The 16,231-nt window shown below is 64.0% G+C and carries 13 protein-coding genes; 10 read left to right on the plus strand and 3 right to left on the minus strand.

Annotated elements, in window-relative coordinates; translation table 11 throughout:
- Positions 1–1,245, plus strand: coding sequence for a glycolate oxidase subunit GlcF (gene glcF / locus D779_RS08310; RefSeq protein WP_043752406.1), 1,245 nt, complete (start codon positions 1–3; stop codon positions 1,243–1,245).
- Here the strand turns inward: glcF and D779_RS08315 are convergent, their stop codons facing one another.
- Complete coding sequence (locus D779_RS08315) at positions 1,246–3,657, minus strand: putative bifunctional diguanylate cyclase/phosphodiesterase (RefSeq protein ID WP_043752409.1); 2,412 nt, start codon at positions 3,655–3,657, stop codon at positions 1,246–1,248.
- Positions 3,658–3,931: 274 nt separating this feature from the next.
- Positions 3,932–4,264, minus strand: coding sequence for a hypothetical protein (locus D779_RS08320; protein ID WP_157726356.1), 333 nt, complete (start codon positions 4,262–4,264; stop codon positions 3,932–3,934).
- 359 nt (positions 4,265–4,623) lie between these two features.
- Between D779_RS08320 and D779_RS08330 the strand changes: the two genes are divergently transcribed.
- The 3 genes from D779_RS08330 to D779_RS08340 are packed head-to-tail and all read left to right on the plus strand — an operon-like array spanning position 4,624 to position 8,283.
- The gene (locus tag D779_RS08330) at positions 4,624–6,150 is read left to right on the plus strand and encodes a DegQ family serine endoprotease (protein WP_043752418.1); all 1,527 of its coding nucleotides are present in this window, start codon (positions 4,624–4,626) and stop codon (positions 6,148–6,150) included.
- 25 nt (positions 6,151–6,175) lie between these two features.
- A complete protein-coding gene (locus tag D779_RS08335) occupies positions 6,176–6,850 on the plus strand; it encodes a winged helix-turn-helix domain-containing protein (RefSeq protein WP_043752421.1) in 675 nt (224 codons plus the stop codon).
- Positions 6,847–8,283, plus strand: a complete 1,437-nt coding sequence (locus D779_RS08340) for a sensor histidine kinase (RefSeq protein ID WP_052347964.1) — start codon at positions 6,847–6,849, stop codon at positions 8,281–8,283. The genes D779_RS08335 and D779_RS08340 overlap by 4 nt, the downstream gene beginning before the upstream one ends.
- Before the next feature lie 121 nt (positions 8,284–8,404).
- Here D779_RS08340 and D779_RS08345 read toward each other — a convergent pair whose 3' ends face one another.
- Positions 8,405–9,616, minus strand: a complete 1,212-nt coding sequence (locus D779_RS08345; RefSeq protein ID WP_198295689.1) for an exo-beta-N-acetylmuramidase NamZ family protein — start codon at positions 9,614–9,616, stop codon at positions 8,405–8,407.
- Between the two features lie 152 nt (positions 9,617–9,768).
- Between D779_RS08345 and queA the strand changes: the two genes are divergently transcribed.
- The 6 genes from queA (at position 9,769) to D779_RS08375 (ending at position 16,122) form a co-directional block, all read left to right on the plus strand.
- Positions 9,769–10,791, plus strand: a complete 1,023-nt coding sequence (gene queA, locus D779_RS08350; protein WP_043752644.1) for a tRNA preQ1(34) S-adenosylmethionine ribosyltransferase-isomerase QueA — start codon at positions 9,769–9,771, stop codon at positions 10,789–10,791.
- Positions 10,792–11,187: 396 nt separating this feature from the next.
- A complete protein-coding gene (locus D779_RS21615) occupies positions 11,188–11,670 on the plus strand; it encodes an H-NS histone family protein (RefSeq protein ID WP_332307751.1) in 483 nt (160 codons plus the stop codon).
- 476 nt (positions 11,671–12,146) lie between these two features.
- Entirely contained in the window at positions 12,147–12,419 is a 273-nt protein-coding gene (locus tag D779_RS08360) for an RNA recognition motif domain-containing protein (RefSeq protein WP_043752646.1), read from the plus strand.
- Positions 12,420–12,539: 120 nt separating this feature from the next.
- Positions 12,540–14,387, plus strand: coding sequence for a M61 family metallopeptidase (locus tag D779_RS08365; protein ID WP_052347965.1), 1,848 nt, complete (start codon positions 12,540–12,542; stop codon positions 14,385–14,387).
- The gene (gene birA, locus D779_RS08370) at positions 14,384–15,382 is read left to right on the plus strand and encodes a bifunctional biotin--[acetyl-CoA-carboxylase] ligase/biotin operon repressor BirA (protein ID WP_043752429.1); all 999 of its coding nucleotides are present in this window, start codon (positions 14,384–14,386) and stop codon (positions 15,380–15,382) included. Before D779_RS08365 ends, birA begins: the two co-directional genes overlap by 4 nt.
- Positions 15,382–16,122, plus strand: coding sequence for a type III pantothenate kinase (locus D779_RS08375; protein WP_043752654.1), 741 nt, complete (start codon positions 15,382–15,384; stop codon positions 16,120–16,122). Before birA ends, D779_RS08375 begins: the two co-directional genes overlap by 1 nt.
- The last annotated feature ends 109 nt before the right edge of the window (positions 16,123–16,231 follow it).

Raw genomic sequence — 16,231 nt, forward strand, 5'->3', positions numbered from 1 at the left:
ATGCAAACCGAGATCCTTCCCGAACTGCTCGCGACCGCCGAGGGTCGCGAGGCGGACGAGATCCTCCGATCCTGCGTCCACTGCGGATTCTGTACCGCGACCTGTCCGACCTATCAGCTGTTGGGCGACGAGCTGGACGGACCGCGCGGGCGCATCTATCAGATCAAGTCCGTTCTGGAGGGTCAGACACCGACCCGTGTGACCCAGCGGCATCTCGACCGCTGTCTGACCTGCCGCTCCTGCGAGACCACCTGTCCGTCCGGCGTGCGCTATGCTCGGCTGCTGGATATCGGGCGTCATCTGGTGGAGGCCAGGGTTCGGCGTCCGCTGGCCGAGCGTCTGCTGAGACGCGCGCTCGTGCTGACGCTACCCCATCCTCGGCGTGCTCGATGGCTGCTCGGTCTGGCTCGGTTCGCGGCGCCTCTGCTCCCGTCTGGGTTGCGGGCGAAGATTCCGCGCGCCCAGACGGTCGGCTCCATTCCGCCGCCGCTCGGCCGCAGACGCATGCTGGTGCTCGGCGGCTGCGTTCAATCGGCTGCGACCCCGGCGACCAATGCCGCGGCTGCTCGTATCCTCGACCGCTTCGGAATCGATCTGGTCGAGGTGCCCGAGGCCGGCTGCTGCGGCGCCCTGGCCTATCATCTGGATGCCCGTGAGGAGGGGCTCGGCGCCATGAGGCGCAACATCGACGCCTGGTGGCCCGAGATCGACTCGGGATGCGAGGCGATCCTGGTCAACGCCAGCGGTTGCGGCGCCATGGTCAAGGAATATGGGGAGGTTCTGGCAGGCGACCCGGAGTATGCGGCCAAGGCGGCCCGGGTCGCGGAACTGGCGCGGGATCCGGCCGAAATCCTGGCCGGCATTGAGGATCTGTCCGCGCTCGGGCCTCCTGGATCTGGACCGCGTATCGCCTTCCATGCCCCCTGCAGTCTCCAGCATGGTCAGGGGATCAGACTGGTGGTCGAGTCGATCCTGTCACGGTTCGGGTATGTCCTGACCCAGGTGCCGGACGCCCATCTCTGCTGCGGTTCGTCCGGGACCTATTCCATGACCCAGCCGGAGCTGTCCAGAAGGCTGCGCGACGACAAGATCGCTGCGCTGACCTCGGAATCGCCCGCGCGGATCGCGACCGCCAACATCGGCTGTCAGCTGCATCTTGCCTCCGGGGCTCGAGTCCCCGTGGTGCATTGGCTGGAGCTGCTGGATCCGGAGCGGATTCGGCCGGAACGAGCCTGTGGCGAGTGATCATCTCAGGTCCTCCAGGCGCGCGGGCCGGGAGAAGAAATAGCCTTGAGCGCAGTCCACGCCGATCTCTTCGAGGATGGTGAGGATGTCCGTGTTCTCCACGAATTCGGCGATGACCCGCTTGTCCATGCCGTGAGCCATGTCGGTGATGGCCTTGACGAAGATACGGTCCTCGCGGTTGTTGGGCAGGTCGCGAATGAAGGCGCCGTCGATCTTGATGTCGTCGACCGGGAGCTGGCGCAGATAGGCGTAGGAGGCGTAGCCGCTGCCGAAGTCGTCGAGGGCGAAACGGCAGCCGAGATCCTGGATGCTGCGCATCAATCGGGTGGCGCTGGACAGGCTGTCGATCGCGACCGATTCGGTGATCTCGAAAGAGAGCCGTTCGGGTGCGATCCGATGCCTCTGGATGCGCTGCTTCAGTAGGGACAGGATGGTTGGGTCGTCCATGGCGTTCGCGGACAGGTTGATCGCGATCCGCATTCCCGGATTCCGGGCCAATGTCTCGATGGCCTGGTCGAGGACCCAATGATCGATGTTCTGGATCAGACCGGTCTTTTCGGCGATGGGGATGAAACGATCCGGGAATACCATGCCTCCCTCCTTGCCGCGCATGCGCAGCAGGGCCTCGAAGTGACAGGGGGCGCCCGTGGCGAGATGGATGATCGGCTGGAAATAGAGCTCGAAACGCTCCTCCCGCAGCGCCTGGGCGATCTCTTCCTTCCAAAGGATCCGGTCGTTGAGCTGCTCGCGGGATGTGTCCTGGGACGAAAAGAGGTGCCAGCGGCCACGGCCCCGGTCCTTGGCCTGGTACATGGCCAGATCGGCATTCGCCATGAGCTGCGGAATGTCGAGCCCATGATCCGGGAAGGCGACGATGCCGATGCTGGCCGAGATTCGGTGCTGTCGGCCCTGTTCGCGCAGGGTGATGCCGCGGATGGCCTTCTGGGCCGCCTCGGCGCTGGCGATGGCGTCTTCTGGGCTGGACTCGGGAAGCACCAGGGCGAATTCGTCCCCACCGAGACGGGCCAGAAGGTCGCTCGATTGGGCGATGCCGCGCAGCTGTTCGGCGACGCGCTTGAGCAGTGCGTCGCCCACCTGATGTCCGCTCAGGTCGTTCACGTCCTTGAACTCGTCGAGATCGAGGAAGAGCAGCGCGCCCTGGTGACCGTAGCGCGCGGCCTGATCCACGATGCGCTCGAAGTCCTCGTTGAAGCGACGCCGGTTCATCAGGCGCGTCAGCGGGTCGTGGTCGGCGAGCCAGGCCAGTTGTTCCTCCGCCTGTTCCCGGTCCTGCTGCAGCAGCTCCATGCGATCGGTCAGCCGTCCGACCGTTTCCACCATGAGGTCGATCTCGTCGCGGGGCAGCTGCAGGTGGCTGAAGGGCACGAGCGCGGCGCGCAGATCGGCGTAGCGCCGTTCGGCGAGCAGCGGCAGGGCGGCGGCGAGATCCCGCAGCCGGTAGAGTGGCGGCTGCATGATCACCAGGAGCAGGGATTCGGACAGCAGCAGTCCGAAGACCGCGATCAGGAGGCTGTCGTGCCAGGCATCGCGGATGCTCTCCTGTTGGGCGGTCACGTCGTTGATCACATAGGCGTTGACGCCTGCGGCCAGCCCGCGGATGCGATAGATCTCGAACCAGCCCTGGTCCATCTCGATCATGATCGGGTCCCGTTCCGGACCTGCGTCGCTCAAGGATGCCTGCGCGGCGCGGAGTATGGGCAGCGAGCGCTCAGGAAAGGTGATGACGGGAAACCCGAGATGGTCTCGAGCGTCATCCGGGGCGGAATCCCGGTGGCCGATCCTGTCGACGTCGATGGCGATCTCGGCCCCGGTCAAGGCATTGAAGGACAGCAGGGCATCGGCGAGCGAGCGTTCGAGAATCAGGGATCCGGCGAATGCGCCTTTCCACAGCTGGGGAACCACCAGATACTGGCCGCATCCGAATTCGCAGGAGAGCAACGAGAAGGTGCTTTCGGGCGACTCCGCCAGGCGTGTCAGGAGCTCGGGGGGCAGCTCCGGCGTACCCTCGGGCCAGGATATCCTGTGCGCGTTGTGGGGTTCGATCCAGTGTACCGAGCGGATGTCCCATTCCAGGTCGAGCAAGGCGCCGTGCGCCTCGAGCGCCTTGACGAGCTTGTCCGTGAGATCGGCGGCATCGGCCGGACCCAACAGGGGGACCAGGCTGGCCAGCTTCGACATCTCCTGGGTGCGCTCGTGGAGCATGGCGCGCAGGTGGCGAATCTGCTGTTCTCTGATCTGGGCCTGTTGCAGCTCGAACTGGCGGATCGATTGGGCATTGGCCAGAAAGGCGAGGGATGCGTTGACCACGACCAGGATGAGGCTGAGTACGATGACCGCCTTCCAGCGCAGACTGAAAAACCCAATGATATGGGGGCGCTCTTCGCCCAGCATATGCGTTGACCTCATAGAAGCGCACGGAGAGAGAGGCTGCGAAGGCGTCCCAATCCTCCCGCTAGATCCCAAGGGGGGCGATCGGCGTGACTCGTTTCATAATGGGGCATGAGCTCGATGTCCGCGTCTATGCGGGTCAGGGGCTCCAAATTCAGCGCATTGTACTGGAATGCGAGAATCCAGTTGAGATGATCGATGGCCCCTTCGTTCTCATCCCGGCGTCATCCTTCGTCTCGCCGCTGCGACGGCGCCGCGACCCAAGTCGGACAGCCTCCTAACGGAACACTTCCTGGGCGATGCCGTTGAGGGTGATCACCTTGATGAATCCCGCCGTTCTGGACGGACAGAAATAGTTGAGCGTGCGCACCTGCTGGACCGACTGATTCGTATCCTGGGCATTGAGCCCGATCGAATAATCGCCGCCCGATTTCATCGGAAAGCAGCCGCAGAGGGCGAGCTGCTCGGTGGTCATGCCGGGTTCGGGGCTGCAGCCTTTCCCCTCCTTGCTCGTCGCGTCCGATTGGCATCCGGGCAGACCGATCGTGGACGCCAAGACGATGAGCGTCATGGCGAAGACGCATGGATCCGTGGCTCGCGGGGTGGTCATGGTCGAATCCTCTCTCAGTGCGGCGAACGTTGGGTCTCTGGTGCAGGAACTGCAGCCGGCTCTCTGCGTCTTGGCTGTAGCGGGTTTCCATCCGAGTCATTGGTCTCGGAAGTATTCGAGCATCTTCGTGGATCGCGACGGCGTCTCCCCTGAGGCACGCTGTCGGATCGAGATCTGGCTCGATGGCCGGGCAGGATACGCCATCGGTCTCTACCTGACGGAAAATTAAGGATTCGTTAAGCCGCGTGACATGCGACTGCCCGGATACTGGTCACTCATGACGGCCTGTTCGGTCTGTGGCCTCGTCGGCCGATGGACAAGCCGGTCCTTTTTCCGATGATCTCATGAGGAGCAGGAACATGACGTCGCAAACATCGATCGAATCCTTGGAACACCGCAAGCCCGTACCGCGTCACCGATTGACGAAGACGGTGGTGGCGAGCGCCGTGGCCCTGGCTCTGGTCGCCGGGGGGGGCGTGATGGCTCGGGCGGAGAATCCGCCGGTGTCGGCGCTACCGGCCGCGGGTCAGCCGATGGCGCTGCCCAGTTTCGCGGACGTCGCCGAACGGGTGTCTCCGGCGGTGGTCAATGTGAAGGTCACCTCCGAGATCGGCGGTTCTCCAATGGTGCGCGGTTTCCGTGGCATGCCCGACAATATGCCGGTTCCCGAGTTCTTCAAACGCTATTTCGGCGAGCTTCCCCAGGGGACGCCGCATCGCGTTCAAGGGCAGGGCTCGGGCTTTCTGGTGGACCCCGATGGCTATATCGTGACCAACAATCACGTCATCGATGGGGCCACCGAGGTGACGGTCGTTCTCAATGACGGTTCGTCGCATTCGGCCAAGATCGTCGGGCACGACGACAAGACGGATCTGGCCCTGCTGAAGATCGAGACCGATCGCCCGCTCGCCTATGTCGAGCTGGGCGATTCGACCAAGGCCCGCGTCGGCGACTGGGTGCTGGCGGTCGGCAATCCATTCGGCTTGGGCGGTTCGGTGAATGCTGGCATCATCTCCGCGCGCGGACGCGACATCCATTCCGGACCCTATGACGACTATCTGCAGATCGACGCAGCCATCAATCGCGGCAATTCGGGCGGTCCTCTGTTCGATACCAGCGGCCGGGTGATCGGCGTCAATACCGCCATCTATTCGCCGACCGGTGGCAATGTGGGGATCGGATTCGCCATCCCGGCCGAGACGGTCAGCCGCGTGGTCGCCGATCTGCGCGCGGACGGTCATGTCGAGCGCGGCTGGCTGGGCATCCGGATTCAGCCGGTGACCGAGGATCTGGCCGCCGGTTTGGGTCTGGGCGCGGCCCGAGGCGTCCTGGTCGCGGACGTGGTGCCGGGCGGGCCGGCGAGCGCGACCGATCTGCGTGCCGGAGACGTTATTCTGAGCGCCAACGGCGAGAGGATCGAGAACTACAAGGACCTCCCCAGGCTGGTGGCCGATCTCAAGTCGGGCAGCCGCATGCGGCTGGAGGTGATCCGCGACGGCAAGCCTCGGCATCTGGAGGTCGAGGTCGGCGCCATGCCGGACGAGGATCGGATCGCTTCGGCTTCCAGGTCCGACGGCCAGTCGGAAGGGAATCCGCATCTGGGGCTCTACCTGGCGCCTCTGACGCCCGAACTGAGGATGCGTCGCGGGCTGGACGCGGGCAGCGAGGGCGTCTTCGTCGCCCAGGTCGAGCCCGGCAGTCCGGCGGCCGAGGCCGGAATCGAGCCCGGCAGCCTCATTTCGATGGTGGGGGCGGATCCGGTCAGCTCGCCCGAGCAGATTCAGTCCGCGGTGCGTCGGGCGAGCGCTGAGAAACAGCGGGCGGTGATCATGCGGGTCGAACGCGATGGACAGGCCCTGTTCGTGGCCGTCCCGCTCTCGGCCTGATTCGAGGTTGGGAGGTCGAGGGTCGATGCGTATCCTGCTGGTCGAAGACGATCGTCAGATGGCGGACTATCTGCGCAAGGCGCTGGTGGAATCGGGCGCCACGGTCGATCAGGCCGGTGACGGCCGCGAGGGACTGCTGATGGCGGCCAGCGGGGACTATGACGTCCTCATCCTCGACCGCATGCTGCCGGGCCTCGACGGGCTCGGCATCGTGCGCACCCTGCGCGCCTCGGGCAATCGCACGCCGGTGCTCTTCCTCAGCGCCCTCGGCGAGGTCGACGACCGAGTCGAGGGGCTGCGCGCCGGTGGCGACGACTATCTGACCAAGCCCTTCGCCTTCTCCGAGCTGCAGGCCCGTGTCGAGGCCCTGCTGCGCCGCGGCGTCTCCGAGGCCCCGGAGACGCGGCTCTGCGTCGCCGACCTGGAGATGGATCTGCTCAAGCGGGAGGTGCAGCGCGCGGGCCGGCCGATCCAGCTACAGCCGCGCGAGTTCCGACTGCTCGAATGTCTGATGCAGCAGGCCGGGCGCGTCGTGACCCGAACCATGCTGCTCGAACAGGTCTGGGACTATCATTTCGATCCCCAGACCAACGTCATCGACGTGCATATCAGCCGGCTGCGCGGCAAGATCGACAAGGGCTTCGAGCCGCCCCTGCTGCATACGGTCCGCGGGGCCGGCTATATGATCCGCGCCGAATGACGCCCCCCGCGCTCGCCCTCGTCGGCGCATGGACCGAGCTGCGCGAACGCGCGGTCCGCATCCTGCGCAGCTCCACCTTCCGGCTGGCGCTGCTCTACGTTCTGCTCCTCGGCGTCTCCGTCGCCATTCTGCTGGAGTTCATCTACTGGTCGACCGCCGGCTATATGGACCGTCAGATCGAGGCCACCATCCAGGCCGAGATCCGCGGTCTCGCCGAGCAATACCGTCAACGCGGACTGACCGGGTTGACCGCCGTGATCAGCGAGCGGGTGGCGCGCGACCCGGTCGGGTCCAGCGTCTATCTGCTGGTCGACGGCGAGTTGCATCTCATCGTCGGCAACCTGGATCGGTGGCCGGTCGAACTCCCGGACGCCGACGGCTGGATCAGCTTTCATCTGCGCGAGCGCGGACCGGACCGCTCGGAGGAACACGAGGCTCGCGCCCAGGTCTTTCGGCTCCGCAGCGGTCTGCGGCTGCTGGTCGGTCGCGACGTGCGCGATCTGGAGGCGATCCGGGCGGTGATCCTCGAGGCCCTCGGCTGGGGTCTGGCCATCACCGCCGGGCTCGCTCTGGTGGGGGGCTGGCTGATGAGCGCGAGTCTGGTCCGGCGGCTCGAATCCATCAACCAGACCAGCCGCGAGATCATGGAAGGGGATCTGTCCCGGCGCATTCCATTGAGCGGGAGCGGCGACGACTTCGATCAGCTGGCGGCCTCGCTCAATCGCATGCTGGAGCGGATCGAGGCGCTCATGGCCGGGGTCCGCCAGGTCTCGGACAACATCGCCCATGACCTGCGTACCCCGCTGACGCGTCTGCGCAACAAACTCGAGCTGCTCCGTGCCGAGCTGCCGGATTCGGGGTCGGCGCGCTCACTGGCCGAGGAGACCATCTCGGACGCCGAGGAGATGCTGGCGACCTTCAATGCGCTCCTGAGGATCGCGCGCATCGAATCGGGCAGTCGCCGCTCGGCCTTCGGCGCGCTCGATCTGGTCCCTCTGGCGGAGGACGTGGTCGAGCTCTACGAGCCGGTCGCGGCCGAGCGCGATCAGCGGCTGACGCTTGAGCGGGGCGGGCCGGCCTGGATACTGGGCGATCGCGATCTCATGTTTCAGGCACTCGCCAATCTCGTCGACAATGCCATCAAATATACGCCGGTCGGCGGCCGTCTGGGCGTTCAGCTCAACGTCGCTGACGATCGGGTGAGGCTCGTCGTAACGGACGATGGTCCGGGCATCCCGAGCGAGCTGCGCGAACGGGTCTTTCGTCGTTTCTTTCGCGTCGACGACAGCCGCTCCACGCCTGGTAGCGGGTTGGGGCTGAGTCTGGTGCTGGCGATCGTCCAATTGCATCGCGCGACCATCGAACTGGGGGACAACGGACCTGGGTTGCGTGTCGTTCTGGGATTCGAGTCTTGGATGGTGCGCGATACATGATCCAAGGGGCTGCGATGGATGATGAATTAGCGCGTGCGCTATGAGGCTAGATGGAGTATTTTACCCGGCTCGATCGAATTCTTATTCGAATTCGATCGGTTGCTGAATTCCTGCATTTACACTATTGGGCGTAGATTTTCAATGGCGCGGTCGTTTCCGCCCAATGTTCCTCGTCGGTCTCCAGGCGTCTTTCGAGGTCTCCGGGTTGCCCCTCGGGATCGTCGACCCATTCGCGCAGGAAGGTTCCGCCGGACAGCAGGTCGATGGCGAGGCGGTCCTTTTCGTATTCGTAATGGAAGTGTCGCCAGATCGGGTAGTCCGGATACTCGAGGCGCAGGCATTTCAGGAGTAGGGAGATCAGGCGATAGGGCTTGAAGCGTTCGTGGCCGTAGCTCGATCCGTCCGTATGGATCTGCAGCCCGGAGCAGAGTCGTCCGGCGTGCTTGTGGAAGGTCGGCTCGAACCAGCAGGGGCGGATGAGGGCGCCCTGGGTCCAGCTCGGGCACGACTGAAGCATGCGACGGAGCACGCGCTCGAAGTCGACATCCGGTGCGCCCGCCAGTTCGAGTGCCGTGGTGGTGCCGCGCCCCTCGGAGAGGGTGGTGCCCTCGAGCAGCACCGTGCCGGGAAAGCAGCGGGCCATGTTGAGGCTGGATGCGTTGGGGCTGGGGTTGATCCAGGCGAGTTCGCCGAGCGGCCAGCCGTATCCTGGGGGCTGCGAGGGGCGATAGCCCTCCATGGCGACCAGATGCAGATCCAGCTGGCTGCCCCGGTCGGACACGAACCATTTGGCGAGTTCTCCGAACGTCAGCCCGTGGCGCATGAGGATCGGGCCCGCGCCGACGAAGCTCTCCCAGCCGGGTTCCAGCAGGCTGCCCTCGATCGGTCGCCCGGCGGGGTTGGGACGGTCCAGCACCCAGAGCCCCTTGTCGGATGTACTGCAGGCGTCGATCAGATAGCCCAGCGTTGTGACATAGGTATAGATACGCGTTCCTATGTCCTGGAGGTCGACCAGGAGCACGTCGAAGCTGTCGAGCATCTCCTGGCTGGGGTAGCGGACCTCGCCGTAGAGGCTGTAGACGGGAATGCCGTAGTCGGGATCGACCGCGTCGGAGGTCTCGACCATGTTGTCCTGTTTGTCGCCCTTCATGCCGTGTTGCGGGCCGAATGCGGCGACGATGCTCAGCTCGCTCAGATCCATGAGCGCGTCAAGGCTGTGCTGGCCTCTCGACGTCACGGACGCCGGGTGACCGAGCAGTGCGATACGGCGGCCCCAGAGCGGCTTTCGGAGTTCGGGGTTTTCCAGCAGGCGATCGATGCCGAGTTTCATCATCTTTTCCGGGACCTGTTTCGGTGCCTTGCGTGCGAATGAATGGGTGGCGAAGGCCGTACCGGGGCGACGGCGGGAATCGCTCCTCCGGATTCGGCCCCTGCCCAATGTACCAGGCTCGGCAGGTGCTTCACGATTCTATTCATGACGAAATGATGCGGCGATCCGATTTCCATTACGACCTTCCGCCCGAACTGATCGCACAGCGACCTGCGGCCGAGCGTGCAGGGGCACGTCTCATGACCTTGGACGGGCCGAATGGTGCGCCGCGCGATCTCATGTTCAGAGATCTGCCGCTATTGCTTCGCCCCGATGATCTGCTTGTTTTCAACAATACGCGGGTCATGCGGGCGCGTCTCTACGGACATAAAGAAAGCGGGGGTCGCGTCGAGGTGCTGCTCGAGCGTCTGCTCGGTCCGCGGGAGGCCCTCGCCCATATCCGTTCCAGCAAGTCGCCACGGTCCGGTACCTGCATCCGTCTCGCCGAGGGGTCGCCTCTGGAGGTGATGGGACGCGAGGGCGCATTGTATCGTTTGCGGGCATGTGAGAAAGACTTCGATGCGCTGATGTCGGCTTATGGCCATCTGCCGCTGCCGCCCTATATCCAGCGATCGGACGACGAGGCCGATGAATCGCGCTATCAGACGCTATTCGCGCGGCGCGAGGGTGCCATCGCGGCCCCCACGGCCGGATTGCATTTCGACGAGGCGATGCTGAATCGGCTCGCCGATATGGGAATCGAGCGCGCAGAGGTCACCCTTCACGTCGGTGCCGGAACCTTTCAGCCGGTGAGAACCGAGGACTTGGACCGGCATGAGATGCATTCTGAATGGCTGGAGGTTTCCGAAGAGGTGTGTGGCCAGATCGCGCGGACCCGATCTCGGGGCGGGCGTGTCGTCGCGGTCGGGACAACCTGTGTGCGCAGTCTGGAAACCGCCGCCGCGGACGGATCCCTGCGGCCTTTTCGAGGCGAGAGCCGGCTCTTCATTCGGCCGGGTTATGCATTTCGCGTCGTCGATGCCATGATCACCAACTTCCATTTGCCCGAGTCCACTTTGTTGATGCTCGTCGCGGCCTTCTCGGGTTATGACCCCATCATGAACGCCTATCGACATGCCATATCCCGGCGCTATCGTTTCTTCAGCTATGGGGATGCGATGTTCTTGACGGGCACCTAAAAAACTCGGGGGTAGGCGGATCGAATTCCGTTCCAGCATTCGCCGGGTTCGCGATCCTGAAGTGCGATTCTCGAATTCCTGAAATATCAATGTCTTGCGTTCTTGGCTGCTGGCTTGGTATGCGAGTGCCGCAAGAATAAGTGCAATCCATCGATCTTTTCTTGGGTAGTGTCCAATGGACTTGGCCTGCCCTTCTTCGTCGCCTTGGGGTTTTTCCGCAATACCTGGATTGGAATCCGCCCGAATGATTTGGCGATGCTCGAGTGAGTTTCCGGCGCGTTCCATTCTTGTGCTCGTGTAGACGATCTGGGTCTTTTTGTTGTGGCCCCATTGATATTTTCTTGAATGATTCAAGCCCGTTCGTCGTCGCATGGAGGCATGTCTTCTTGACATTTAATGTCTATTGCATACATTATTGCCATGCACCCTGATTCGTGTGCTTTCATTCGATTCGATCATTGTTTTCTGGAGGTATTGCACGTGGAGTACGCTTCTCTTAGCGTCGAGGAAATTCAGCGCCAACTCCAAGAGGCTGAAAACAAGAAGGTGGAACTGAAGCGCCTTCTGGAAGTGCGTCGTGAAGAAGGCAAGGATGATATCGTCCAGCAGATCAGGGATTTGATCGAGCAAAACGGATACGATTACGACGAAATCATTCCTCATGTCTCGCCCAAGCGTCGTCGTGGAGCCGGTGGGCGTAAACTGGTCGGGGATCGTCAGTACAAGCGTTATGTGGATCCGGATAACCCGGACAACGTCTATGTTCGCGGCGTTCTGCCTGGCTGGATGAAGCAAAAGATGGCCGCCGAGGGATACGATCCCGCTTCTAAGGATGATCGCGAATCATTCAAGGCGAATTGTCTGCGAGAGGAAGGATAAGGCTGCTCTGGCCTTCGCATCCCAATCCTCATCTGCGGGCGGGTGTGGGAGCGACATGGATTTGGAGCGGAGTTTCGTTTGTCAGGCATCGGATATCTGTTGCCGCATGCCGGACGGTTCCTCCGCTCGGAGGGTATTTTCCCTCGCTAGCTTTTGCATTGTTCTGCGCGTACACTGCCAATCACGCGTCTCGATGACGGTATCCGCCGATGAGCGGTATGTCCCCCCTCGAAAGGCATGCAGCCTTCTCAGACAGGCATTCGGTTCATGAACTGTCGGTGGTCGCTGGTTTGCGGCTGCTCGGAATTTCTTAGCTGCAGGGCTTCCCATTCGTCGCAGTATGTGGATGGGTATCCGGGCTATGAAGCACGTTAGGTCTCCTGTGGTTGGAGACGAAGACCGGCGAATCAGTTGTGCATTGATTTTTCGACCGTTCTAATCACTCTCTTCAATGCGCGTTCCCTGGAATTCGAATGATGAACATCTATGTCGGCAACCTGGCCTACGGCGTGACCCAAGAAGAGCTGCGCGACGCCTTCTCGGCATATGGCGAGATCGCGAGCGTGAATTTGATCACCGACAAATTCACCGGTAACTCGAAGGGTTTCGGCTTCGTCGAGATGCCGAACAACGCCGAGGCGGATGCCGCGATCAAGGGGTTGAACGAAACCCCTCTCAAGGGCCGCAACCTCAAGGTCAATGAGGCCAAGCCGCGCAGTCCGCGTCCTTCTCGCGGCCCGCGCTGGTAAGATTCGTCCTCGCCCCGGGATGTCCGATCCCGGGAGCGATGGGTTGGCGATCCTCGAATCGCCCTCGCTCGCCCGAGCCTGGTAGGCTATCGGCTGGTTGACTGCTTCCGATATCCGTCCATGCCCGATACTCCAATCGCTACCGACCCAGGTTCCTGCGCGCTCCTCTATCGCGTTCGGCCCGAATCCCCACATGCCCATCTGTTTCGCGTCGAGATCCTGGTCCAGGATCCGCCGTCGGGCGTTCTGAGGCTCTCCATGCCCGCCTGGATTCCAGGCAGCTACATGGTTCGCGATTTCGCCCGCAATCTGTCCAGGGTGGATGCCTGCGATGATGCGGGGGCGCCGCTCTCCATCGCCAAAAGCGACAAACAAACCTGGATCTGTGAGCCGAGAGGTCGGCCGATCAGGCTGTCCTATCAGGTGTTCGCCTGGGATCTGTCGGTTCGCGGTGCCCATCTGGATGCCCGGCATGCCTATTTCAACGGTTCTGCGCTCCTCTTGAGGGTTCATGGCCTGGACGACCGGCCGTGTCGGATGGAACTCTTTCCTCCAGAGGCTGCGGCCGGGGAGGGCTGGAGTCTTGCGACCAGCATGCGGGCCCTGCAAGTCGATCCGGCCGGCTTCGGGTTGTACGAGGCGCAGGACTATGAGGACCTGATCGATCATCCGGTCGAGATGGGGGCGTTCGTATCCTGCGCCTTCGAAGTGGACTCCGTTCCTCATCGTCTGGCGATCAGTGGCCGTCACTGGGCGAGCGAGTCGCGTCTGGTCGAGGACCTGAGCCGGATCTGTGCGCAGCACGCGGCGCTGTTCGGCGGACTGCCGGTCGATCGCTATCTGTTCCTGGTGACCGCGGTCGGTGATGGCTATGGCGGGCTCGAGCACCGCTATTCGACGAGTCTGATGTGCGCGCGGGACGATCTGAGCGGCTCACTGGACGCGGGGGTGACCGAGGGCTATGGACGCTTCCTGGGGCTCTGCAGCCACGAATATTTCCACCTCTGGAACGTCAAGCGCATTCGTCCCGCCGCACTGGTGGAGGGCGGGCTCGATCGCGAGGTGCACACGCGTCTGCTCTGGGCATTCGAAGGCATCACCTCCTACTATGACGAGCTGGCCCTGGTGCGCAGCGGCTGCATCGATCGTCGGACCTATCTCGGTATGCTGGCCCAGACCATCACGCGTGTCATGCGCACCCCCGGTCGACGGGTGCAGACCCTGGCCGAGTCGAGCTTCGATGCCTGGACCAAATTCTACAAACAGGACGAGAACGCGCCCAATGCCATCGTCAGCTATTACGCCAAGGGCGCGCTCGTCGCATTGGCGCTGGATCTGACCCTGCGTCATCGCACTCTGGGGGCCGTCTCGCTGGACGATGTCATGCGCGCCCTCTGGCGCGAGCATGGCGAGGCGGGGATCGGCGTGGCCGAGCATGGGGTGGAGGCGATCGCCGAGAGGATCTCCGGCCTGGATCTGAGCGATTTCTTCGCCTCGGCCCTGGATTCCACCCGGGAGCTGGACCTGGCGCCTCTGCTCGCGACGGTCGGGATCGAGATGCGCTTGCGTCCCGCTCGTGGTGCCAAGGATCTGGGTGGCCCGGTCGATGCCTTCGATGCTGTCGAGCCATCCGAGACGCTTTCGATCCGTCTCCGTCCCGGGGCTCCGGAGGCCGTCGTGCAGAACGTCCTGGCCGGAGGGGCCGGCGAAGAGGCGGGTCTGGCTCCGGGCGATACCCTGATCGCGGTCGCCGGTCTGCGCGCCAACGCCGAGAATCTGGATCGGCTGCTGAGGCGCGCGGCGGCCGATGGGGTCGTCGAGATCCATGTCTTCAGGGGCGACGAGCTAGTCGTCCTGCAGGCCGTACCTCGGCCGGCCGAGCCGGATACCTGCGAGCTCCTGTGGCTGGATCGGCCGTCCGAGTCGGTCGAACGTGCGCGGCAGGCCTGGCTGGCCAGTCTGGCATGAGCGCGGCGGTGGAACCCCATCTGGCGCTCGTGCGGATGCTGGCCGATGGCCGCTTCCACTCGGGCGAGGCGATCGCCGAGCATCTGGGCGTGACCCGCGCGGCGGTGTGGAAGGCGCTGCGTCGCGCGGCCGATCGGTTCGGTCTGGAGGTCGAATCGGTTCGGGGACGTGGCTACCGGCTTCCGGTCCCTTTGGAGCTGCTCGACCGCGAGGCCATTCTGGGCGCGATGTCCGATGCCGGGCGCAATGCCGTGTCGCGTGTCGAGATCCACGATCGGATCGATTCCACCAATGCCTATCTGATGCGCGAGGCCGCGCTCGGGATGCCGTCCGGCGTGGCCTGTCTGGCCGAGCGACAGACCGCGGGGCGTGGCCGTCGCGGACGTGTCTGGGTGTCTCCCTTCGGCGTCAATCTCTATCTGTCGCTGCTGTGGCGTTTCCCATTGGCCCCAGCCGCCTTGGGCGGAATCAGTCTCGCCGTCGGGGCGGTGCTCGCCGACCTGCTGCATGCCGAGGGGGTTGCGGACCTGACGTTGAAATGGCCGAACGATCTGCTGTGGCGCCGGCGCAAGCTCGCTGGCCTGTTGCTCGAGGTGTCCGGAGAATCGCAGGGGCCGAGCCATCTGGTGGTGGGGCTCGGCATCAATCTGCGGATGCAGACCGGCCAGGGGGACGAGATCGAGCAGCCCTGGGCCTCGCTCGAAGAGGCGCTGCAGGGTCGGCCGTGTCCGCGCAACCGGCTGGCCGGCAAGGTGTTGGACGTCTTGGCCGGGGCCCTGGATCTCTATGGCCGCGAAGGGCTCGAGCCCTTCGCGGAGCTCTGGCGTCGGTTCGATGGACTCCATGGCGAGCCGGTTCGGCTGATGCTTGGCGAGCGCGTCGTCTGCGGCACGCACGCCGGGATCGCGGACGACGGCTCCTTGATCCTGGAGACGGGCGGGGGCAGGATGCGGTTCCAGGCCGGCGAAGTGAGCCTGAGGGCGATGGGGTCTTGATGATGCTGCTGCTGGATATCGGAAATACCAACCTGCGCTGGGCGCTCGCTCGCTCCGAGGACGCGTTCGAGGTCGAGGTGGCGCGTCATTCCGGCGCCGTGCCGCTCGATGTCCTGGCTCGCTGGGAGGTCTTGGATCCGCCTTCGCGGCTGATCGTCGGCAACGTGGGCGGTGCGGCGGTCGGCGAGTCGGTGCGGCGGGTCGCTCACGCCTATTGGGGACTCGAGCCCGAGTTCGTGTCGGTTCGGGCTGCATGGCGCGATCTCCGGATCGCCTATGCCGATCCCAGTCGGCTCGGGGTCGATCGTTGGCTGGCCCTGATCGAGGCGCATGCCTCTGTGGATGGGGCCGTGCTCATCGTCGATGCAGGAACCGCCGTCACCTACGATCTCATCCTCGGCGACGGGCGTCATCTTGGCGGTTCGATCCTGCCCGGTATCGAGATGATGCGAAGCAGTCTGTTGGCCGGCACTCAGATTCCTCGGATCGAATCCGAGCCGAGCGGCCGTTCCTGGGCGACGGATACCGGGAGCGCGATAGCGGCCGGCAGCGTTCAGGCCGTTGCGGCGCTGGCGGACCGGCTGTTCGAGCATCTCGCGCATGAGGCCGGAGCCGAGCCCAGCATGCTGCTCTCGGGCGGAGATGCCGACCGAATAGCGTCGGCGATTCAGGCGCCTTGCGAAATGGTGCCCGATCTGGTGTTGCGGGGGTTGGCGCGAGTCGTCCGGGAGTTGTCCTGAACTACGGCATCGGCGGCGATCCCGCCGGGCGGCGACGTCAAGGCCGGAACCAAGGGCCCGATCGATCGATGCCGTGCCCCGACCCTGTCGCGATATTTCCAGTCGATCT

The organism is Imhoffiella purpurea, assembly GCF_000585215.1.
Lineage (GTDB): Bacteria > Pseudomonadota > Gammaproteobacteria > Chromatiales > Chromatiaceae > Imhoffiella > Imhoffiella purpurea.